Here is a 21,270-nt window from a genome sequence, read left to right on the forward strand (position 1 = left end):
ATCATTCCTCCTTTTTCACGTTTGCCCTTATACCGTTTTCTGACCTGCCGCCGCATGTAAGATCGTCTCTGCGTTTTTGATGCGCTCCGCGCTTGGCGGATCGATCCCCTCCAATGGATACGGGATCCCGAGCTGTTCCCACTTGAATACCCCAAGGGTATGATAAGGAAGCACCTCTACGCGCTCCACATTTTTTAAGGTGCGGATAAAATCCGCAAGCCGGTTAAGATATTCATCTTTATCGTTTCGTTCCGGCACAAGCACATGACGGATCCAGACCGGTTTGTTCATCTCGGACAGAAGTGTCGCCATGTCAAGAATGTTCTTGTTGGTCTGTCCGGTTAAGATCCGGTGCTGCTCTTCATCGATATGCTTGATGTCCAAAAGAAGCAGGTCTGTATACTTCATCAGTTCCTGCCATTTTGAGAAAAACGGCTCCTCCCTCGTAAAAGGATTCCCGCTGGTATCCAAGGTGGTATGAATGCCCATTTCTTTTGCCCTGCGAAAAAGCTCCGTCAGAAAATCGATCTGAAGGAGCGGTTCACCTCCGCTTACAGTAATACCGCCCTTACTTCCCCAGTAAGAGCGGTACTTACAGGCTTTTTCCAGCAGCGCCCCAGCCTCATAGGGCGTGCCGGAATTCCTGTCCCAGGTGTCCGGATTGTGACAGAACTGACAGCGCATCGCGCAGCCGGATAAAAATATCACATACCGGACTCCCGGACCATCTACGGAACCAAAGCTTTCAAGCGAATGGACATAACCTATATTCTTTTCGCCTGTCATAGTTGTTCCTCTTTTTCTTTTACTTTTCTGCTTACATTCTCTCGTGGCAGGTTCTGGAGATAACGTCCATCTGCTGCTCTTTGGTCAGGTCAATGAACTTAACTGCGTAACCGGATACACGGATCGTGAAGTTTGCATACTCTTCTTTTTCCGGATGCTCCATAGCGTCAATGAGTTTTTCTTTTCCGAATACATTGACATTTAAGTGGTGCGCACCCTGATCGAAGTAACCATCCAGTACCTGAACGAGGTTCTGTACACGTTCATCCGCATCATGTCCGAGCGCACCCGGGTTGATGGTCTGTGTATTGGAGATACCGTCTAATGCTTCCTCGTAAGGAAGTTTTGCTACAGAGTTCAAGGAAGCAAGAAGTCCGTTGTTCTCTGCGCCGTAGGACGGGTTTGCTCCAGGAGATAACGGTTCTCCTGCTTTTCTTCCATCCGGAAGAGATCCGGTTGCCTTACCGTATACAACGTTGGATGTAATGGTAAGGATGGAAGTTGTCGGCTCAGAATCACGGTAAGTATGGCAGCTTCTTAATTTGTCCATGAATGTGCGTAACAGCCATACCGCGATCTCATCGGCACGTTCGTCATCGTTACCGTATTTCGGGAAGTCTCCGGTAGTCTCATAGTCAACTGCCAGTCCGTTCTCGTCACGGATTACTTTTACTTTTGCGTATTTGATCGCGCTTAAGGAATCAACTACATGAGAGAATCCCGCAATACCGGTTGCGAAAGTACGTCTTACATCGGTATCAATGAGCGCCATCTGAGATGCTTCATAGTAATATTTATCATGCATGTAATGGATCATGTTCAGGGTCTCAACGTATGTCTCAGCCAGCCATGTCATCATTGCATCGTATTTTTCCATTACTTCATCATAATCCAGATATTCGGATGTGATCGGGCGGTAAGCCGGTCCTACCTGGACTTTGTTCTTTTCATCCACACCACCGTTGATCGCGTAAAGCAGACACTTTGCAAGGTTTGCTCTCGCGCCGAAGAACTGGATCTCTTTTCCTGTCTCTGTTGCGGATACACAGCAGCATACAGAATAATCATCGCCCCATACCGGACGCATAACATCATCATTCTCATACTGAATAGAGCTTGTAGCGATGGAAATATGAGAAGCATATTTCTTGAACGCTTCCGGCAGATGAGAAGAATATAATACCGTAAGGTTCGGTTCCGGAGAAGGTCCCATGTTCTCTAAGGTATGTAAGAAACGGAAATCGGTCTTTGTTACCTGGGAACGTCCGTCCATACCAAGTCCTGCCACATCAAGTGTAGCCCAAACCGGGTCACCGGAGAACAGCTGGTTGTAAGATTCGATTCTCGCGAATTTTACCATACGGAACTTCATGGTCATGTGGTCAACCAGTTCCTGTGCAGCTTCCTCTGTCAGAGTTCCCTTTGCCATATCTCTTTCGATATAGATATCAAGGAATGTAGATACACGGCCAACACTCATTGCGGCACCGTTCTGTGTCTTGATTGCTGCAAGATAAGCGAAGTACAGCCACTGGAATGCTTCCTTGGCGTCTTTTGCCGGCTCAGAAATGTCAAATCCGTAAGATGCTGCCATTTCCTTCATGCCACGCAGTGCGCGGATCTGATCTGCGATCTCCTCACGAAGGCGGAATTCTTTGCTTCTCATGCCGCGTCTTGCGGTTCCTGCGAAGTCTTTCTGTTTTTCTTCGATCAGGTAATCAATACCATAAAGGGCAACCCTGCGGTAATCGCCTACGATTCTTCCTCTTCCGTAAGTATCCGGAAGTCCGGTTAAGATCTTGTTGTGACGCATCAGTTTCATTTCCGGTGTATATACATCGAATACTGCTTCGTTATGTGTCTTGTGATATTTGGTAAAGATCTCATGCAGTTTCTCGCTTGGTTTGTATCCATACATGGTACAGGACTGCTCTGCCATCTTGATACCGCCGTACGGCATGAATGCACGTTTTAACGGTTTGTCAGTCTGAAGACCTACAACCTGCTCAAGATCCTTCATGTCATCGCTGATGTATGCCGGACCATATGCTGTAATGGAAGAGACAACTTCTGTCTCCATATCCAGCACGCCGCCTTTTTTTCTTTCTTCTTTCTGAAGTTCCTGCAGCTTGCCCCATAATTTATCGGTAGCCTCTGTCGGTCCTGCCAAGAAGGACTCATCTCCGTCATAAGGCTTATAGTTGTTCTGGATAAAGTCTCTGACATCTACGCCTTCTTTCCATTTTCTTCCTGAAAATCCCTGCCACTGTTCAAATTCTTTCATTTCTGCATCCTTTCTTTTTTCTTTTTTATGAAATGATCGCAAAGCAAAGCTTCACGATGCTGTCTCATTACGCGCCTAATCTTTCTGTTGCTTCATCTAAGATCTCACAGAGCGCACTTCCGCTGCTGGTGTGGCATCTCACCACATCGGCATTTGATTTTTCTGCTTCTGTCACCGCACATTTCACCATCTTGTGGGATACGGTATTTGTAAACAGAATAATAAGATCCGGGCTTCCGATCTGATTTCTGAAGTTTCCCGGCATCTGGGTAAATACCTTTGCCTTACAGCTATGTTCCTTGCAGATTTTTTTATATTGACTGACCATGCGGTCATGTCCACCTATAATAACAACACTCATACATGTACCTCCTATTGATAGAGTTCCTTATTAGTTACCACTAACTCTTGTTTATAATATCTAATAATTCTCCAAAAAGCAAGCTTACTATTCATCTGCTTTTCTCAATAAGGGTCTTTTGCGCTGTTTCCTTTTTATGATATCGGATATATGAAAGAAAAGCAAGCCATATCATGACCTGCTTTTCTCATAGAATGAACGTATCGACAAACCGCCTTATTTTTCCTGTTTAAACACTCTTTTTAACGTCTCATCTTCCCATAGGATCTCTTTTGCCAGCCTGCGGTATTTTTCCTCGTGCAGATAAGTATGGCGGAACGGCTTGATGGATGGTGCAAGATCGATCGCGCGCTCAAAGTCCTCCCGCTTCATATCCAGTGTGGCAACATAGTCCCAGAATCCCGTGTCTGTAAAAATCGTATTGACACGCTTGTAACGGTGATCCTGCACCCGGCTCATCAGATAGGTCGCGACCCCGACCTGAATGCCGTGTAACATCGGCTGTTCCAATGTCTTATCCAACGCGTGCGAGATCAGATGCTCACTGCCACTCGTCGGTGCGCTGCTGCCCGCGATCTCATTTGCGATCCCGCTCATTGCGAGGGAATCCACCAGTTCGCGCAAAAACAGATCCTCATGGATGTCCGTAAACGGCGTGCGCACAAAACTGTTCACGGCTTTTTTCGCGATCATCATCGCAAAGTCATTGAGCGTTGTGTAGCCCATGCGGTCTTCATATACCCAGTCATAGAGCGCCGTGATCTTTGACACCAGATCCCCGATTCCGGAATATAAAAACTTCTCCGGTGCGCTCTTTATGATATCCGTATCCACAACGATCCCATACGCCAGTCTCGCCGGCACGGATGTTCTCCTTCCGTTTACGATCAGTGACGCGCTCGCACTGGAAAATCCGTCACTTGACGCGGATGTCGGTACACTGATGAACGGCAGCTTGCGCAGATATGCCGCGTATTTCGCTACGTCAATGACCTTGCCGCCTCCGATGCCCACGATGACCTGCGCCTTCGGTTCGATCGCAAACGCCAGTTCAATGATGTCTTCGATTTTTGTGGAATCCAGCTCTCGGTACTCCATGACCGTAACGCCTTCCTCTTTTAACGAATCCATGACATCATGCCCGAACATATCGATCAGCCCGTTTCCAAAGTAAAGGACTGCATGCTCCATGCCGTTCGATCTGATGTATTTTCCAAGATTTTTTAATGTTCCCTTCCCGACCTTTAAGATCGTAGGGATCGCAATGTGACTGCCTGCCATAATTTTCCTCCGTTTTCCCCATTTTTATGCTGATTCATCTGATAGTCCTGTAAATTTTATTATACCACATTTTTTCAGTATCATTGCAAAAAAACAAAGCGGCACAGCCCAAAGGCCATGCCGCTTCGCGGTAATAAACATATTTTTTTCGGTTCGCTACTTTCCGCACTCGCAGGGAGTCACAACTACATTTCTGACCTCCTGATTGTCGATATAGCCGCATGCCTTCATTCCGGCACGGATCACGGCATTCCACATTTTTGCGGAAAGATTGCAGGTCGTGTGGTCACTGAGTTCCACGCAGCATGCATTTTCCTCGAGGCACTCCTCCCCGCAGGAAATCTTATACATATTTTTCCTGCTGATCGCGCCGATTTCTTCCAACGTATTTACCATGCGGTATACCGTGGCAGAACCAATCTTCCCATCCAGTTTTGATGCTTTGTAGTAAATTTCCTTGCAACAGGAACAATCCTCTTCCAGGATAATATCAAGAAGCATCAACCGCTGTTTTGTAATACGGCATCCCTCTTCTTTTAATTTCTGGATGATCATTTCCTTCTGCATCTGTGTTCTGTGATAACTTCTGGCATCCGCCTTTCTTTCGCTTTTTCCGGAAAGATTTTTCGACATTTTCGCCCCTCCTTTTTAGCTGCAGTGTCCTCCACAATTCTTACAGTCACCGCCGCACTGGAGAGATTTGCCATTCTTCTTATCGCGGACCATGCTCCGGATCACCAGAGCGATCACTCCAAGAAAAACAACTCCTGTAATCACTGTTCCCATAGCTCACTACCTCCTTATTGCGTGCAGTGCTTATTTTGCGCTTGCTACGCTCTTTACATTTACATTTAATGTTTCGCTTTCTTTATACGGACGGAATAACAGATATAAGAATCCAGCCACGCATACGAAAGCAATGATTGTTCCGATTCCAAATGCTCCGGTTGTGATCAGAGTACCGATCTGGTAGATGCACATTGCTGCCACATAAGCCAGAATACACTGATATCCGATTGCGAACCAGAACCACTTTGTATTGTTCATCTCACGCTTGATAGCTCCCATCGCTGCAAAGCAAGGCGCGCATAACAGGTTGAATACCAAAAAGCCGTAAGAAGCGATCGGTGTCATAACGGTTGCAAGGCTTCCCCAGATTTCCTGTCCGTCTTCTGCGACTTCGCCGAATCCAAAGAGAAGACCAAAGGTTGCTACAACGTTTTCTTTTGCGATCAGACCGCTGACTGCGGCAACTGCCATCTTCCAGCCTTCGCCTACCTGTGTCCATCCAAGCAATCGCGCTACCGATCTTAGCCAGGATACTGTCGTTTAACTGCTCTGCTTCGAGCATTCCAAAGCCACCGTCAACCCATCCGAAGCTCATTAAGAACCAGAGAATGATAGTGGAAAGTAAGATGATGGTTCCGGCTTTCTTGATGAAAGACCAGCCACGCTCCCACATACTTCTTAATACGTTTCCAACTGTCGGCCAGTGATATGCCGGAAGTTCCATAACGAACGGAGCCGGTTCACCGGAGAACATTTTTGTTTTCTTTAAGATAATACCTGAGCAGATGATCGCTGCAACACCTACGAAGTAAGCACTCCATGCAACCCATCCTGCATTGTCGAAGAACGCACCTGCGATCAGGGCGATGATCGGTAATTTTGCTCCACAAGGGATAAATGTTGTTGTCATGATGGTCATCTTACGGTCACGGTCGTTTTCGATCGTACGGGATGCCATGACACCCGGCACACCACATCCACTACCGATTAACATCGGGATGAAGGATTTTCCGGAAAGTCCGAATTTACGGAAGATACGGTCCATGATAAATGCTACACGGGACATGTATCCACAGGATTCCAGGAATGCAAGGAAAATGAATAATACAAGCATCTGTGGTACGAATCCAAGTACTGCGCCGACACCGGAGATCACACCGTCAACGATAAGTCCGGTCAGCCAGTCTGCGCATCCGATGTTTTCAAAGAAGCTCTGTGCTCCAGGAACGATCCATTCACCAAACAGGGTATCATTGGTCCAGTCGGTAAGGATAGATCCGATTGTTGTTACAGAAACATAGTATACAATGAACATAACAACCGCAAAGATCGGTAATGCCAGGAAACGGTTTGTTACGACACGGTCGATCTTATCGGAAACAGAAAGTTCACCTTTCTTGGTTCCCTTTGTCACACATTCATCTATAATAGAAGAAATGTATTCATAACGTTCATTTGTGATAATACTTTCGGTATCATCATCAAACTCATCTTCCAGAGTTTTGATCTCAGCGGATACATCCGGTGAGTGTTTCATCTGCTCTTTGATCTTGTCATCTTTCTCAAGAAGCTTGATCGCGAAGAAACGTTTCTGATCTTCCGGAATATCATCAAACAGTTTTTCTTCTACTGTCTGGATAACGCTTTCCACCTGCGGATTAAATTCATGTACTCTGGCAGAAGCGTCTTTCTTTCCGGCTGCCGCAACTGCTTTTTCTGCAGCTTTCTGAACGCCGGTACCCTTTAACGCTGAGATCTCAACGACTTCACAGCCCAGTTTCTTGCTCAGCTTGTCGATATGTATCTTGTCGCCTGTCTTTTCCATGATATCAACCATGTTTACAGCCATGACAACCGGAATGCCAAGCTCCATGAGCTGTGTGGATAAGTACAGGTTTCTCTCGATGTTGGTTCCGTCTACGATATTTAAGATCGCGTCCGGTCTCTCTGTGATGAGATAGGTTCTCGCCACCACTTCCTCAAGCGTATACGGGGACAGTGAGTAAATACCCGGTAAATCCATGATGGTGACATCTTTGTGTCCCTTTAACTTACCTTCCTTTTTTTCAACTGTTACGCCCGGCCAGTTACCTACGAACTGGTTGGAACCCGTAAGCGCATTGAATAATGTTGTTTTTCCGCAGTTTGGGTTACCTGCTAACGCAATTTTCATTGACATTTTCATACTCCTATCTTTTATTAGTTTTCTCTAACTTATGGCAAAAAAAAATTACTCTACCTCGATCATCTCGGCATCTGCTTTTCTCAAAGAAAGCTCATAACCGCGAACGGTTACCTCAACCGGATCTCCAAGCGGTGCTACTTTCCTTACATAAACCGGAACACCTTTTGTAATTCCCATGTCCATAATACGTCTCTTTACCGGACCTTCACCCGTAAGTTTTTTTACGGTAACAGTCTGCCCGCAGGCAACTTCTTTCAATGTCTTCATAATCTGCTCCTTCTTGTGATTTTTTGAAAATTGTTAGATCATGATCTTATTTGCCATATCTTTTCCAATGGCAACTCTGGAATCCTTCACATTCACGATCATGTTCCCGCCTGTCTCTGATACAACAGTCACGGTACCACCTGTCACAAATCCGAGGTTTTCCAAAAACTTTCTTGTCTCTTCTTTTCCACCGACCTTCTTAATGATATTCGGTTCTCCGGCATTTGCCATTGTGAGCGGCATCATATCATCTCCTCTTTTCCGTTATCTTTATTGATAATCATTTTCATCACTTCGTTGGTTAGTATACTCTAACGATTATTAGATGTCAATAATGTTATTGATAATTTTTTCTCACTTTTTCTTCCGTTTTTGACAAAAAAAGACAGAGATTTTTCCCTGCCTTTTTCCTTCCTTTACCGGTTCAGTTCGGATAAGAGTTCTGCCTTTCTCGTTCCGATCAGAAGTGTTTCCTTATACTGTTCATATTTTTCCGATGGATGCTCCGCAAGGAAACGGGCCGATCCGGCGCTCACCGTAAGTTCGGTCACAAAAAGCACCATCTCCTCGCCGTCCTCAAACGCTTTCTCCATAAAGTCAAACGCATGTGCAAGCGCTTCTTCTGCGTTTCGCTCCTCGCGTTCTAACTTCTCACGCTCACGGTCAAATCCTTCTTTTGCCATAAAAAAGCTCTCTTTCGCGTCCAGCTGTTCTCCCGGCACGTTTTCCTTCAGGCACGCAAGCAGTTTTTCCCATCCGCTTTTTTCTTCTTTCGTCAGAAATCCGCCCTTTTTCTCCGCCTCATAAACTTTTTGCTTTTCTTCAAGCAAAGTCCGGTAGAACTCTGCCGGTGACGCGGCGTTCCCAACTCCGGCACGGTATTCTTTTAAGAAGGCATACCACGCATCCAGCAGACGTTTTGTCTTTTCCGCACAGTCAAGATATCCAAAGAGTCCGTCAAGCAGCAGGTGTACCACACTGAATCTCTCGTCAAACGCCGCCTGATAAACCCGCCCGTAGACATCGGATCTCACTTTTCCCGCAAGGATATCCGCGATCCCGTAATCATCCTCATATTTCTGATACAGATCCAGATATGCCGACACATCTTCCGCGACATCGGGATGATGCAGAAATTCGCCGATCACTTCCTCGGTCACCGGAATGTCAAGCTCCCGGTAAACCGCCATCAGACTGCTCAAATCTTCCCATCCGCGTGCCGTCACAAAACGCAGTCCATCCACATCCGCTTCCACACGGTAGAAATTTTTCGGCCGCAGTTCCAGATAGCTTAAAATCGCGCTGTTGATCCGTTTCTCCCTCGCATACGGTTTCCATACCGAAAAATCCGCCTCGATATCAAGCTCGCGCACACGGTCAAGCGTGACCATATCAAAATCACGCACCGACTTATTATATTCCGGCGGGTTTCCTGCCGCTACAATGATCCATCCCTCCGGTACCGCCTGGTTTCCGAACGTTTTACATTGCAGAAACTGGAGCATCGTAGGCGCAAGCGTTTCCGACACGCAGTTGATCTCATCGATAAAGAGGATCCCCTCTTTTGTTCCCTGATCCCGGATCTTGCGGTAAACACTCGCGATGATCTCGCTCATCGTGTACTCCGTCACCGAATATGTTTTTTCCGAAAAAGTCTCCTCACGGATAAACGGAAGGCCGACCGCGCTCTGTCTGGTGTGATGGGTGATCGTATAGGAAACCAGCCCGATCCTGCACTCGCGCGCGATCTGTTCCATGATCTGCGTCTTTCCGATCCCCGGCGGTCCCATCATTAAGATCGGACGCTGGCGGATCGCCGGGATCCGGTACGCACCACTCTCATCTTTCTTCAAATACGCCTGCACCGTATGTTTGATCTCTTCTTTTGCCTGTCTGATATTCATATCTGTTCTCCTGATCTCTCTCTTTTTTCTTTCCTGCCAAATTCCTCCGGCTCCAGCCGAAGCCGCATTGCCCATGGCGGAACCGCGCTCTCGTCATAATCGTCCAAAAACAGGAACGCCGTCTGATAGGCCGGCTTCTTTTTGGGGTAAATTCCTTTTCCATCCGTAAAATACAAAAGCCCTTTCAGGTTTTTGAAAACGCCCTGCTCCACCAGTTCATTGATATAGGAAAATGCCGGGCGGAAATCGGTTCCGCCTCCGCCCACGACCGTAAAATCCGTAAGCAGCTGCTTTAGCTCCTCCCTGCTTTTTATTTCCACATCACTTCTCACCTTCTCATCACACTGGATGATGTGCATCCTGCACTGCGTAAAAAAGCTGTCCTGCTCACTCAGCACTGCAAACGTTTCCTTTAAAAAGTTCCGGATCAGTTCCCCGCTTGTAGAATAGCTGGTGTCAAGCACCACGGCAAATTCCTGTATTTTTTTCACTTCCCGGCTCTCTAACGGTTCGATCAGCGGCATGTTCTTATATATATGAAGTCCGTATGTATAATAATTCAGATCAAATTCATCGGGATCGCATGTGATTTCCTCCCGCAGCACCGAAAATTTCTGTAAAAAATCCCTGTAACTGCGTCGGCTCTTTCCCGCCCGCACCTGTGCCGCAAGCAGCTGTTCTCCCTCTTCCTTTTCTTCTCCACGGCGTTTCTGCTCCAGAGTCATCTGCCTTGCGACTTTGTTCCATTTCTTCTGTGCCGCTCCTGCCGCCGCGCTTAACTTCTCCTCCTTCGGCCAGTATCTGTGGTCATCTGTATAAAATTCCATCTGCAATGCACGGATATATTCTGCATCTGTTTCTTCTATTAATATACGGTAAATGACCGCGGCGGAAACTGCCTGTTTCTCCCTTCGCATTTTTTCGTAAAACTGCTGCCTCATGTAACTGAGCGCCCGCCTGGTACATGGCTTGTCCAGCCTGTCGATCGTGTACTCCACCGCGATATCGCACGCCAGCCCATAAAGTGTCCGTTCAAAATTTCCTCCGATCCAGGGATGGGAAAAAATGCAGTGCAGTATCGTGTGCAGATACGCGCGGTCCAGATACGCCGGATTTTTGCGAAATACCGAGATCATCCATTCCGGTGCAAAATAAAGCCTGTTCCCGTCCGTCGCGAACGCGTTTAATTCGGTATCCGGTTTTCGTTCCAATACGGAAAATGCAGGCTGCAGGAAACGCAGATCCACACAGATCTCATTTCTCAAAAAATCCAGGATCTTTCCCGCCATGCGGGCTTCCCATTCGCTCTGTGTCTCAATATGCAGCATCTCTTTCTCCTTTCCCCGGATTTTTTTCCTGACATTCCTTAAAAATCATCAAATCCGTCAAATGTATAGCGCTCTTTTGTTCTTTCCACATCAAATTCTTTTTTCCACGTTAAAAGGCTCGCCGCACCCTCTGTCCATGCCGTTTCCGCAGCAAATGCCGCCGCTTCGTTTAACACTCCACCCGCGAGAAATTTCCGCTCGCAGAGAAATTTCAACTGTTCAAGATCCCTTTCCCGGATCAGTCTTTTGGCAAGAGAAAAGCTGTGCTCCCTGACATACGCTTCATAGAGGTTTTGCTCTGTCCCTTTTAAGTCCACCGGATAAAGCAGCCTTGCTGCCGCAAGTTGAACCAGCGTATCTTCATTTTCCTCCACACAGGCGCGCGGAAAGATCTTATCGTACTGCGCTGGCTGCACAACACCTTCTGAAAATGCCTGTCTCGCCCGGAATCCCTCTCCTTCTATATTCCGTCCAAAGATATGCGCGGGCGCAATCTCATCGTAAAATTCCTGATACTCCGGGTAAAAGATCTTTGCCCGGATATTTCCTCCACACAAAAAGGAAACCGTGATATCCCATGAGATCTGGGCGAGGATCTGCTTTAACCCGGTTTTCTCCCGCACATCCGCCATCACAATCAGAGCCTTTAGCTTCCGGCAGTTCATAAACGCGTCACTTCCGATCCCGCAAAGATTCTTTCCCACGGTAAGCTCTTTTAGATTTCCGCAATTATAAAAAGCCAGACTTCCGATCTTTTTTACAGACTCCGGCAGACGGATCACTTCCGGATAATTCCCGGAAAACGGTGCCAGTCTGCCCTCCGTTTCTTTTTCATCCACTCCGGCAGAAAAGACGCGCACACCCTCTCCCGGCAGATGCTCCGCCTCCGCAAAACAGTAATCTCCGATCTCGGTAAGCAGACATCCGTCTATCCTTTCCGGCAGCACCAGATCCGGCACCTCACAAAAAGCCCGGAGCAGCCTTGCATTTCCATCTTCTGTTTTCTGCCATAAAAAGCGGTATGCTCTCTCTTCTGTCACCTTTCCAATTTCCTTTCGTTTTGTCTCTCCTGTGTCTTTGACGGCTTCGACAAATTGCGTGGTATGTCCGACCATGCCATACAACTTCCACATACAGTTTTTCGATGTTCCCGCAAACTGCCGTGCCGGAGAACGGAGCGCCGTACTCTGCCGGGAAAAAGATCTGATACAACGCATTTCGTATTTCTCTGCCTTTTATTATAAATACTCACTGGACGAATTTCAAGAAAACGGTTACAATATCTGTTATGTAAAATTGGTATTACTAAGGAGAATAAAACAAAATGATCGAATCAAACAAGACCTGGTATCGGAAGGGACTGACCGATGGTGTTCCCATCGCGCTCGGTTACTTTGCCGTGTCTTTTACTCTGGGCATCACCGCGAAAAACGCCGGTTTTGCTCCGTTTCAGTCCATGCTGACCAGTATGCTCATCAATGCCTCTGCGGGCGAATTCGCAGGCTTCACGCTGATCGCCGCCGGCGCCGGCTTTCTCGAGGTTGCTGTCATGGAATTTATCGCCAACGCGAGATATCTGCTCATGTCCTGCGCGCTGAGCCAGAAGCTGTCCCCGGACACGCCGCTTAGGCACCGGCTGATCCTTGGCTTTTATATCACGGATGAATTTTTCGGGCTTTCGATCGCGCGCCCCGGTTACTTAAATCCCTTCTATACTTATGGGATGATCACACTCGGCGGACCGGCATGGGCACTCGGAACTCTGCTCGGATGTATCATGGGAAATGTGCTTCCGGTCAGCATCGTAAACGCGTTGAGTGTCGGACTGTATGGTATGTTCCTTGCCATCATCATACCGCCGGCAAGAAAGAACAGGGTGATCGCAGGACTCGTCGTCATCTCCATGGCTGCCAGCTATCTTTTTGAAAAGCTTCCGGTCGTGCGTGACATTTCATCCGGTATCCGCATCATACTGCTCACCATTCTGATCGCGGGCGCAGCCGCAGTACTTTTCCCGATCAAGGAGGAATCTGAACATGAACGCTAAAATATATCTCTACATCGGTATCATGGCACTTGTGACCTATCTGATCCGGGTGCTTCCACTGACACTGATCCGAAAAGAAATAAAAAACAGGACAATACGCTCCTTTTTGTACTATGTCCCATATGTCACGCTTGCAGTCATGACATTCCCTGCTATTTTGAGCGCCACCGGAAGTATTTACTCCGCATGGGCAGCGCTTATTGTGGGTGTCCTGCTCGCATTTAAGGGACGCAGCCTGTTTCAGGTCGCTGTATTCTCCTGTATCGTTGTATTCGTTTTAGAATTGTTTATCTGCTGATTCGATCAGCATTTATTTTCCTGTTCGATCACCGGAATGAGACCGTCCAAAGACTTTGCCACCGCAAAAAGCTCTTTTTTCAAGGTCTCGTCCGGTTCGGTGAGATCCGGTACCATAACCGTCTTTAATCCGGCATCGAGTGCCGCCCGAATCCCATTCGGGGAATCTTCCACGCCCATGCAGTCGCAGGGCTTTTCTTTTATCTTTTCACAGGCATACAGATAAATGTCCGGCTTTGGCTTGCCATTTGGCACCATGGTCGCACAGACAATATGATCGAACTTGTCGTAAATTCCGATTTCTTTTAAGTAACGCGCTGCGCGTTCTTCATCTGTCGCGGTTGCCACAGCGGTCTTTATGCCGTGCGCACGCAAAAAATCAAGCAGGGTATCCACACCCGGTTTTTTTTCGATCCCCTGCTCTTTCAAGACCTGATTCATCAGTTCCTTCCTGCGGTTTCTGACTTTCTCATAATCAAATTCTTTTCCAAACCGCTCCTGTAACAGAGGTCCCGCGTATTTCGCCGCAAGGCTGCGCAGCTCAAGTCCGTTTTCTCTTGTAAATGGAAATCCCGCTTCTCTTGCTGCCTGACACCAGCAGCGCACCAGATGTTTCTCTGTATCGATCAGCACGCCGTCCATATCAAATATAACTGCTTTTATCATTTTTCTTTTTCCCTTTGATCGTGAAAATATTTGATCACGTCTTTTCTTGTAATGATCCCCATAAAGCTGCCCCTGTCGTCTACGACCGGGACAAAGTTCTGATCCATGACACGGAGCAAAAGTTCGTCCATCGTCTCATCGATCTTGACCGGCATATTAAAGCCGCTCCGCATGATGTCCGTGATCCGGTACGCCTCCTGGTCATGCATATCCGCTGTTCCATGCGCTAACATATGCCAGAGAAAATCCCCCTCACTGACAGTTCCTACATATCCGCCGTCACGGTCAATGACCGGAATCGCTGTATAGCCATGTGTATGCATCTTTTCGAGCCCCTGGCGGATCGTATTGTCATTGTATATATACGCGACCTCACTTTTGGGCCGCAGCAACATTACTATGTTCATTGCCTCATCCCTTAACCCTGTTTTTCCTATTCTGCTTTGTCATACTGCATGACAAGCGCTTCAATGGCAAGATCGATCGTCCGGTCTGCTGTCATATCGTCAAAGCAGACTTCCAGATTCTGGTTTTTGATCCGGTTTAAAACCTCAAGTGCCTTACTGATCTCTGTCTTTTTCATGGCGTTTTCCCCGCTTTCTTATTTTTCCTCTTCCGGCAGGATAATCTTGTTTTGCATTTCCTTATCCATACCCTGTATGATCTCTACCGCTTCTTTGCGATGCGCCGGATGCGTCAGTACTACACAGACTTCCTTTGCGCCGTGATATCTGCTCCGTTTCAGAAACGGTACCTCATCCCACCGTTCCGCATAGGGCACTCTGTGGCGTATCAGTAAAAACATCACTTTTTCCTTTACTTTTACGTCTGTGATCCTGCACAGTTCAATGTCTTCTACACGTTCCATAATTCATAACCTCCAACATAAATACTATACTACGAAACAGGCTAAAAATCAAATTGAACAAAGCCGCGTAATCTCTTATAATAGACTTAAAAAAATGAGGCTTTAAATAAGGAGGCACTATGAAATTTATCTCTTGGAATGTAAATGGTCTGCGCGCATGCACCGGAAAAGGTTTTCTTGATTTCTTCCATGCGATCGATGCGGACATCTTCTGTTTACAGGAAACAAAACTGCAGGAGGGTCAGATCTCCCTTGACCTGCCCGGATATCACCAGTACTGGAATTACGCCGAAAAAAAAGGCTATTCCGGCACTGCCATATTTGCAAAAGAAGAACCCCTGTCCGTCCGCTACGGCATAGGGGTTGATCTGCACGATACCGAGGGGCGTGTGATCACCCTCGAATACCCGGCGTTTTATTTTATCACCTGCTATACGCCAAACTCCCAGAGCGAGTTAAAACGGCTTTCGTACCGTATGCAGTGGGAAGATGATTTTCTTTCCTATCTGAAAACTCTCGAAAAAGAAAAGCCGGTCATCCTCTGCGGCGATCTGAATGTCGCGCATCGGGAGATCGACTTGAAAAACCCAAAGACCAACCGGAAAAACGCCGGCTTCACCGATGAAGAACGCGCAAAATTCTCTGCGCTTTTAGACAGCGGTTTCACCGATACGTTCCGCCATTTTTATCCGGACGCGGAAGGCATTTATTCCTGGTGGTCCTACCGGTTTAAGGCAAGGGAGAAAAATGCCGGATGGCGGATCGACTACTTCCTTACCTCAAAGTGCCTGGATCCGCACTTAAAGGACGCGAAGATCTTAACCGACATCACCGGCTCTGACCACTGCCCGGTAGAACTTGATTTCGATCCGTCCTAAGACAGACGTGCGTGGTCTTTCCACACGGTTTCAAAAAAGTTAAGCATCTCTTCACTCCAGCGTCTGGATGAACAGCCATAGGCAAGCCCGACTCCATGATCTCCGGTCGGATAAAGCTCGCATAAGTGCGGCACACCTGCTGCCGCAAGCGCTTCATCCAGGCGTTTTGTATTGCTTGCCGGCACACAGCCGTCGTCCTCATTCGCAAACGCGTAGGTCGGCGGATAATCTGCCGTGACATGCGTCTCCACGGACAGCTTTTCTCTCAGTCCCGGCTTTTCCTTTGTGTTATTGCGGTAACTGCCCTCATGATATTCCAAGGTAAAACTGATCACCGGATAAAGCAGCGCCACGCCATCCGGACGCGCCGTAACTTTCTCATACTGTGCCGCTGCCTCTTTGGATCTTTTCTTCCACTCTTCTAAAATGTTTTCCTTTAATTCTTCGTACAAATACGCTTCACTCGCGCAGAGATGTCCGCCTGCCGAAGATCCGACCACAACGATACGCTCCGGATCTATCCCGTATTCTTTCGCGTGAACACGCACATGCATCACCGCAAGCGCCAGATCCATCTGGGACTGCGGATAGCAGTTCGGCGCGATCCTGTAGTTTAAAAGAAACGCTTTATAGCCTCCATCACGCTCCATGCGCTGCGCAAGCTGGATCCCCTCCGAATACATGGATAACATCTCATATGCTCCGCCCGGGCACAGAATGACCGCAGGTCTCTTTTCCGTAACATCTTTTGTTTCCTGCGCTGCCGCTTCCGAAGGATACGGCGGCACGGAAGCTTCTCCCGCTGTATGCGCAAATGCCATATTGTCCACAGCCGGATTTCCGGTAAACAGCCACACACCTTCCGCGCAGTTTAAATCCGCGTCCGGTATCCCGTCCTTCCAGCCGGCTGTCGCACCGTCTTTTTCCCAGAGCGGCACAAACATAAAGTTTTTCTTTTCCGCCGCCATCTCTAAGAGATTGGCACTTTCCACCAGCGCCTCCGAGAGGAACGGCTGTCCCCACTCCATCGTATCCTCTTCTTTTATCTTCGCCATGGTATCGCTGTAATGTTCTTCCTGTATCCGTGAGATCCAGCAGGATGGAAAGAGATTGCCCAGTGCCCGCCCGATCGGCTCTTTTCCTTTTATTTCTTCAAAGGTATGATCCTCTGTAAACATATGTTTTCCCCTTTTACAGATATTTTTCTTCAAAGTCGATCGCGCGCATCGGCCGGTTAAAATAAAATCCCTGGATATACTGCACCTTCATCTGGCGCAGCTTGTCCAGCTGTTCGTCCTTTTCCACGCCTTCCACGCACATGCGCACACCGATCGTATCCGCAAGCTCGGAGACCATCTTGACAAACACTTCCGAGTAATCGTCTTTTCCGATGTCCACAACAAAGCAGCGGTCGATCTTGATCACGTCGATCGGCAGTTCCCTGATGTGGTTAAGGGACGAGTAGCCGGTTCCGAAATCATCCAACGCCACCCAGACACCCAGCTGCTTGATCTGCGCGAGCACACGCTTCATGCGCGCCATATCATTGATCGCAAGGCTCTCTGTCACTTCGAGCGTCAGATTGGTCGGTTTTAATTTTGTTTCCTTTAGCACACGGCGGATGCGGTCAACCATGTCATTCTGTAACAGCTGGACGACCGAAAGATTCACGTTGATACGATATTCCGGATGTCCCATGTCGTTCCAGTATTTGCAGCGTTTGCATGCCTCCTCCAGGATGAAATCCCCGATCGGGTTGATCAGACCGAGATACTCGGCAAGCGGGATAAATTCGGAAGGTGAGACAAATCCCATCTTCTGGGAATTCCAGCGGATCAGCGCCTCCGCGCCGGAACACGGATCCCCGGGCTTTGAGATATCCACGACCGGCTGATAATACACCTCAAACTCCTTGCAGGAATCCAGCGCCGCGTCATGCATATTTTTTTCAAGTTCCAGCCGCTTAAAGGAGGTGGATTCCACATGGTCGTCATAATATTCCACGCGGTTCTTTCCGCTCTTTTTCGCCTCATAGAGCGCAATATCCGCCTTTTTGATCAGCTCCTGAACGGTATCTCCGTCCTTCGGGAAACGCACGACGCCCATACTCATGGAACAGTAATAATCGGCTCCCTTTAAGAACCACGGTTTGGTAAAGATCGCCTGGATATCCCCGAGGATCCGGTTTAACATGCTGAAATGATAATGTGAAACGATGATGATGAACTCATCGCCGCCCATCCGGTAGCAGGTCGTCTCGATTCCGGAAACATGCTGCAGGCTGTGTGAGATCGCCTTTAAGAGCACGTCGCCGTACTGATGACCGAGTCCGTCGTTGATATGCTTAAAGTCATCAAGATCGATGTAGAGCAGCGCGCCCTGTCCGCCCGCATCCTTGGTTCTTTTGATATATTCGGTCAGATCCTGTTCACAGCGCATACGGTTGTAGAGCCCTGTTAAGAAATCATTGTTTGCCTGGCGCTCGATCTTCTGCTGATATATCTTTTTATCTGTCACATCATAGATCGTACAGAGCATGACCGATCTGCCGTTGACCCAGTGGATCTGTGTGTAACAGATGTCATAGTAGCTGTTCTCAAGATCCGAATACACTTCCATGCTCTTTCCCTGCGGTCTTCCGGTATACTGTTCCTCTAAGAGCAGTTCAAATTCTGCCACGTCTTTTTCAGATTTGAACATCTCATGAAACTGCTGGTTGGTATAAAGTATCTTTCGCGTGATCGGATCTTTTACACAGATCCCGCATCCCACATTTTCCAGGATCGCCTCCAAGGACATGTAGGAGCTTGCCAGGGAATTGCTCGCGACCCGTCTCGCCAAAATGCTCTGCAGCACCTGCTTTGCGTCATGGATAAATTTGATGTCCGCCGATTCCCATATCCGCTCTTTTTCGGTCTCGTAAAAGCAAAGGTACATTCCGGTCTCTGCATGCACCTCGATCGGGATCGTCATGGCTGCCTTCGCGCCCATCTTTTCAAATACTTCCACAAAACGGGACGGAAGCGGTGTGTCGGAAGATATCACAAACGGTTTGTCCGTGAGAAACGGGATCTTCGCAACCGGAATCTTCTGCACGAGATCCCGATGGGATGGAAGCCCCTGTGCCGTCCACTCACAGATCATGTCCGCCGTTCCCTGATCCGGGCTTACTTTGAGCAGGCAGGCATTTCCGATCTGTAAAAATTCACACACCTCTCTTAAAATGCTCTTCGCGGTCTCCGTAAATTCCCGCTCGCTCACGATCTCCTGCACAATCGCGGACATTGCCTCATTCCGCTTTAACTCCGCTTCCGCGCGCTCTTTCTCCTCAATACTCTTAACCGATGCCTCCTGCGCGAACGCCTCATCGATCTTTGCCGCGAAATACTGTCTCGAAAGCGTGGTGAGAAAACGCATGGATTTGTAGAAGTGATCCGCGGATGTGGTTCCCATGGTCTTTGGCATATCTTCCGGGATTTCCCCGATGTCACTGAGTACCGCAAACACGATCCAGACTGCGATCGGTTTTCCGCCCATCCGGATCACCGCACCACACAGTTTGATGTTTTCCTCCGCAAGCGGTTCCTCGATCATATCCTCCACTTCCGTGGCATAAAGCCGCTCTAACAGCTCCCTGTACAGTTCTTCCGGTACTCTTCCTTTGATAAAAGCCTTTTCTTCCTCCGTACCATACAGTTCCCCGATCGTCCTTTTTTGGCTGTCCAGACACATCGTGTAAAGATCATTCGCCTCACAGAACCGCTCCTGCATTTCTTTTGTCAGCTGCAGATCGATCAGCCGTTCTTCCGGCACAATACTGCGTTCCATCACAACTCACCTCCCTTATATCCGATCACAAATACATAATATCCGTCTTTTTTCCGCATGCAGTACTCCTGTAAGAGCTTATAACTGCCATCCAGACGAAGCTGCTTTTTTATAAATCCGATCTCATTGGAATATAAAATAAGCACTGCTTCCCGCTCAAGATGTTCTTTTGCCTTCGCAAAAAAGCGCGCGTAAAACGCATCCTGTTCTTCTTTGGTCTTTTTTCCACGCGGCGGCATGTCCGTAATGATCTCATCAAATTTATAATCATGCGTGAAATCGAAAAAGTCGCGGTTGATATACCAGATGCGGTCGCCCGCGTTCTGTGTGTTCTCTCTCGCTTTCGCGATCGCCTCTCCAAACAGATCGATTCCGTACATCTCCCTTGCCGGTACCAGTTTGTTCCGCTCGATCAGCATCGTGCCAACTCCGCAGAACGGATCCATGATCTGGGCGTCCTCTTTTAGATAAGGCTTAACTAACTGCATGATCAACGCCGCCTGTGCGGGATGGATCGATGCCGCAATGCTCATCTTCCGGTAAGCAAACCGCTTCATCGGGATCGTCTGAAGTTTCACACACGGGAAAAATCTGCCACTCCTGGTCTGGATCAGGCGGAGCTCCACCTCATAATCCGTTGCCGAGTTTATGAGCTGCCGGTCCGTCTTTTCCTCGATCACTGCTGCCACCTTTTTGACAAACGCTGTTTTTTCATCCGGTGACATCGTGCTGCGCACTTCGATACGGAAGAAAAACGGTGCTCCGCTGTCGTGGCATTCCAAAAGCAACGGAAGCAGTCCACAGTCTGCAAGAATCTCTCCGGCTTCTTTCGCATCCGTGCCGATCTCTCTTTTATGCGGTACGACAAAAAGCAGTTCCCGGTATGTGCGGATCGAAAGCAGAGGTTTCAAATCCCGCGTTGCCACAAGCACACCGAGCGGATGTGGCTTCGTCTTTCCGTATACTACCTGTCTTGCCGTCACATCATAGAAATCTTTTCCGGTCGTAAGGATCACGACATTTTCCCTGTCATACCCGGTAAACGTATGCTTTTTTCTCTCTCCATACTTCGCCAGGATCCTGTCCAGTTCCTTGAGTTGGGCGTTCACATGCTTTTTGTCTTCCTCTTTGGGGCTGCACTCACCCAGTTCCCGGTAAATATGCTTTAATTCTTCAATAATTCCACCTGCGTCAAGCTTTCCGATCGCGGAAAGATAGGAACTTTTTACAAATTTTTTTTCTTCCTTTTCATACGCCTCATATAACGGTTTTAATGCCTCCTGTGCGCCCAGATCGCCAAGCACCAGCGCCGCGTTTTTCCGTTCTTTCGGATCTTCCGCAGAAAGCAGCCCTATAAACACCGACGTATCCGCCTGTTCCGGCACCGCCTCCTCTTTCATGCACTGGCGGAACTTCGACAGGTTCTGCCGCACATCTTCCCCGTTTTTTATTGCTTCATATACCGCTTCTATCATAAATTTTCCTTTTCGTTCTTTTGTCT

Annotated in this window: 21 protein-coding genes and 1 pseudogene; 3 read left to right on the forward strand and 19 right to left on the reverse strand. The window is 48.0% G+C overall.

All coding sequences use genetic code 11. From position 1 onward, the window contains the following. Window positions 1-27: 27 nt before the first annotated feature. The 12 genes and pseudogenes from pflA to H8Z76_RS01515 all read right to left on the reverse strand — a co-directional run bounded on the left by pflA (window position 28) and on the right by H8Z76_RS01515 (window position 12,402). A complete protein-coding gene (gene pflA / locus H8Z76_RS01460; RefSeq protein ID WP_022515510.1) occupies window positions 28-786 on the reverse strand; it encodes a pyruvate formate-lyase-activating protein in 759 nt (252 codons plus the stop codon). 31 nt (window positions 787-817) lie between these two features. Next, window positions 818-3,070, reverse strand: coding sequence for a formate C-acetyltransferase (pflB, locus tag H8Z76_RS01465; protein ID WP_022515509.1), 2,253 nt, complete (start codon window positions 3,068-3,070; stop codon window positions 818-820). Window positions 3,071-3,137: 67 nt separating this feature from the next. Further along, window positions 3,138-3,431: a DUF2325 domain-containing protein gene (locus tag H8Z76_RS01470; RefSeq protein ID WP_022515508.1), complete on the reverse strand. Its 294-nt coding sequence runs from the start codon at window positions 3,429-3,431 to the stop codon at window positions 3,138-3,140. A 216-nt stretch (window positions 3,432-3,647) separates the two neighbouring features. Then, window positions 3,648-4,712 carry an iron-containing alcohol dehydrogenase family protein gene (locus H8Z76_RS01475; RefSeq protein WP_147617923.1) on the reverse strand — a complete coding sequence of 355 codons (1,065 nt, stop codon included), beginning with the start codon at window positions 4,710-4,712 and terminating at the stop codon, window positions 3,648-3,650. Between the two features lie 156 nt (window positions 4,713-4,868). Continuing rightward, window positions 4,869-5,345 carry a transcriptional repressor gene (locus H8Z76_RS01480; RefSeq protein WP_022515506.1) on the reverse strand — a complete coding sequence of 159 codons (477 nt, stop codon included), beginning with the start codon at window positions 5,343-5,345 and terminating at the stop codon, window positions 4,869-4,871. 15 nt (window positions 5,346-5,360) lie between these two features. Then, window positions 5,361-5,498 (reverse strand): FeoB-associated Cys-rich membrane protein, encoded by a 138-nt coding sequence (locus H8Z76_RS01485; protein WP_022515505.1) that lies wholly within the window; start codon window positions 5,496-5,498, stop codon window positions 5,361-5,363. A gap of 30 nt (window positions 5,499-5,528) precedes the next feature. Further along, a pseudogene (gene feoB, locus H8Z76_RS01490) lies at window positions 5,529-7,680 on the reverse strand (ferrous iron transport protein B). Window positions 7,681-7,731: 51 nt separating this feature from the next. Then, window positions 7,732-7,953: a FeoA family protein gene (locus H8Z76_RS01495; protein ID WP_022515503.1), complete on the reverse strand. Its 222-nt coding sequence runs from the start codon at window positions 7,951-7,953 to the stop codon at window positions 7,732-7,734. Between the two features lie 33 nt (window positions 7,954-7,986). Beyond that, entirely contained in the window at window positions 7,987-8,199 is a 213-nt protein-coding gene (locus H8Z76_RS01500) for a FeoA family protein (protein WP_022515502.1), read from the reverse strand. Window positions 8,200-8,369: 170 nt separating this feature from the next. After that, complete coding sequence (locus H8Z76_RS01505) at window positions 8,370-9,857, reverse strand: ATP-binding protein (RefSeq protein ID WP_186981432.1); 1,488 nt, start codon at window positions 9,855-9,857, stop codon at window positions 8,370-8,372. Next, window positions 9,854-11,185 carry a vWA domain-containing protein gene (locus H8Z76_RS01510; protein WP_186981433.1) on the reverse strand — a complete coding sequence of 444 codons (1,332 nt, stop codon included), beginning with the start codon at window positions 11,183-11,185 and terminating at the stop codon, window positions 9,854-9,856. Before H8Z76_RS01510 ends, H8Z76_RS01505 begins: the two co-directional genes overlap by 4 nt. 38 nt (window positions 11,186-11,223) lie before the next feature. Beyond that, entirely contained in the window at window positions 11,224-12,402 is a 1,179-nt protein-coding gene (locus tag H8Z76_RS01515) for a leucine-rich repeat domain-containing protein (protein ID WP_186981434.1), read from the reverse strand. Between the two features lie 107 nt (window positions 12,403-12,509). On the opposite strand from H8Z76_RS01515, the gene H8Z76_RS01520 reads away from it, so the two are divergent. Both H8Z76_RS01520 and H8Z76_RS01525 read left to right on the forward strand, forming a co-directional pair. After that, a complete protein-coding gene (locus H8Z76_RS01520; protein ID WP_022515498.1) occupies window positions 12,510-13,232 on the forward strand; it encodes an AzlC family ABC transporter permease in 723 nt (240 codons plus the stop codon). Next, entirely contained in the window at window positions 13,222-13,530 is a 309-nt protein-coding gene (locus H8Z76_RS01525; RefSeq protein ID WP_022515497.1) for an AzlD domain-containing protein, read from the forward strand. Before H8Z76_RS01520 ends, H8Z76_RS01525 begins: the two co-directional genes overlap by 11 nt. Window positions 13,531-13,535: 5 nt before the next feature. Here the strand turns inward: H8Z76_RS01525 and H8Z76_RS01530 are convergent, their stop codons facing one another. Genes H8Z76_RS01530 through H8Z76_RS01545 form a run of 4 tightly spaced genes read right to left on the reverse strand, consistent with a single transcriptional unit; the run spans window position 13,536 to window position 15,063 of the window. After that, window positions 13,536-14,195 (reverse strand): HAD family hydrolase, encoded by a 660-nt coding sequence (locus H8Z76_RS01530; protein ID WP_186981435.1) that lies wholly within the window; start codon window positions 14,193-14,195, stop codon window positions 13,536-13,538. Further along, window positions 14,192-14,602, reverse strand: a complete 411-nt coding sequence (locus tag H8Z76_RS01535; protein WP_186981436.1) for a CBS domain-containing protein — start codon at window positions 14,600-14,602, stop codon at window positions 14,192-14,194. The genes H8Z76_RS01530 and H8Z76_RS01535 overlap by 4 nt, the downstream gene beginning before the upstream one ends. 26 nt (window positions 14,603-14,628) lie before the next feature. Next, window positions 14,629-14,778: a hypothetical protein gene (locus H8Z76_RS01540; protein WP_022515494.1), complete on the reverse strand. Its 150-nt coding sequence runs from the start codon at window positions 14,776-14,778 to the stop codon at window positions 14,629-14,631. Window positions 14,779-14,796: 18 nt separating this feature from the next. Beyond that, a complete protein-coding gene (locus H8Z76_RS01545) occupies window positions 14,797-15,063 on the reverse strand; it encodes a hypothetical protein (RefSeq protein ID WP_022515493.1) in 267 nt (88 codons plus the stop codon). Window positions 15,064-15,182: 119 nt separating this feature from the next. Between H8Z76_RS01545 and H8Z76_RS01550 the strand changes: the two genes are divergently transcribed. Then, window positions 15,183-15,941, forward strand: a complete 759-nt coding sequence (locus H8Z76_RS01550; RefSeq protein WP_186981437.1) for an exodeoxyribonuclease III — start codon at window positions 15,183-15,185, stop codon at window positions 15,939-15,941. On the opposite strand, the gene H8Z76_RS01555 is transcribed toward H8Z76_RS01550, so the two are convergent. From H8Z76_RS01555 to H8Z76_RS01565, 3 genes are read right to left on the reverse strand one after another with little or no spacing between them, the layout of a single operon-like run. Then, complete coding sequence (locus tag H8Z76_RS01555) at window positions 15,938-17,119, reverse strand: alpha/beta hydrolase (protein ID WP_186981438.1); 1,182 nt, start codon at window positions 17,117-17,119, stop codon at window positions 15,938-15,940. The genes H8Z76_RS01550 and H8Z76_RS01555 overlap by 4 nt on opposite strands. A gap of 13 nt (window positions 17,120-17,132) precedes the next feature. Continuing rightward, entirely contained in the window at window positions 17,133-19,769 is a 2,637-nt protein-coding gene (locus tag H8Z76_RS01560) for a bifunctional diguanylate cyclase/phosphodiesterase (protein WP_186981439.1), read from the reverse strand. Next, window positions 19,769-21,244, reverse strand: coding sequence for a methyltransferase (locus H8Z76_RS01565; RefSeq protein ID WP_186981440.1), 1,476 nt, complete (start codon window positions 21,242-21,244; stop codon window positions 19,769-19,771). The genes H8Z76_RS01560 and H8Z76_RS01565 overlap by 1 nt, the downstream gene beginning before the upstream one ends. Between the last annotated feature and the right edge of the window lie 26 nt (window positions 21,245-21,270).

Origin of the sequence: Roseburia yibonii (assembly GCF_014297335.1) — a bacterium.
Classification (GTDB): Bacteria; Bacillota; Clostridia; order Lachnospirales; family Lachnospiraceae; genus Roseburia_D; species Roseburia_D yibonii.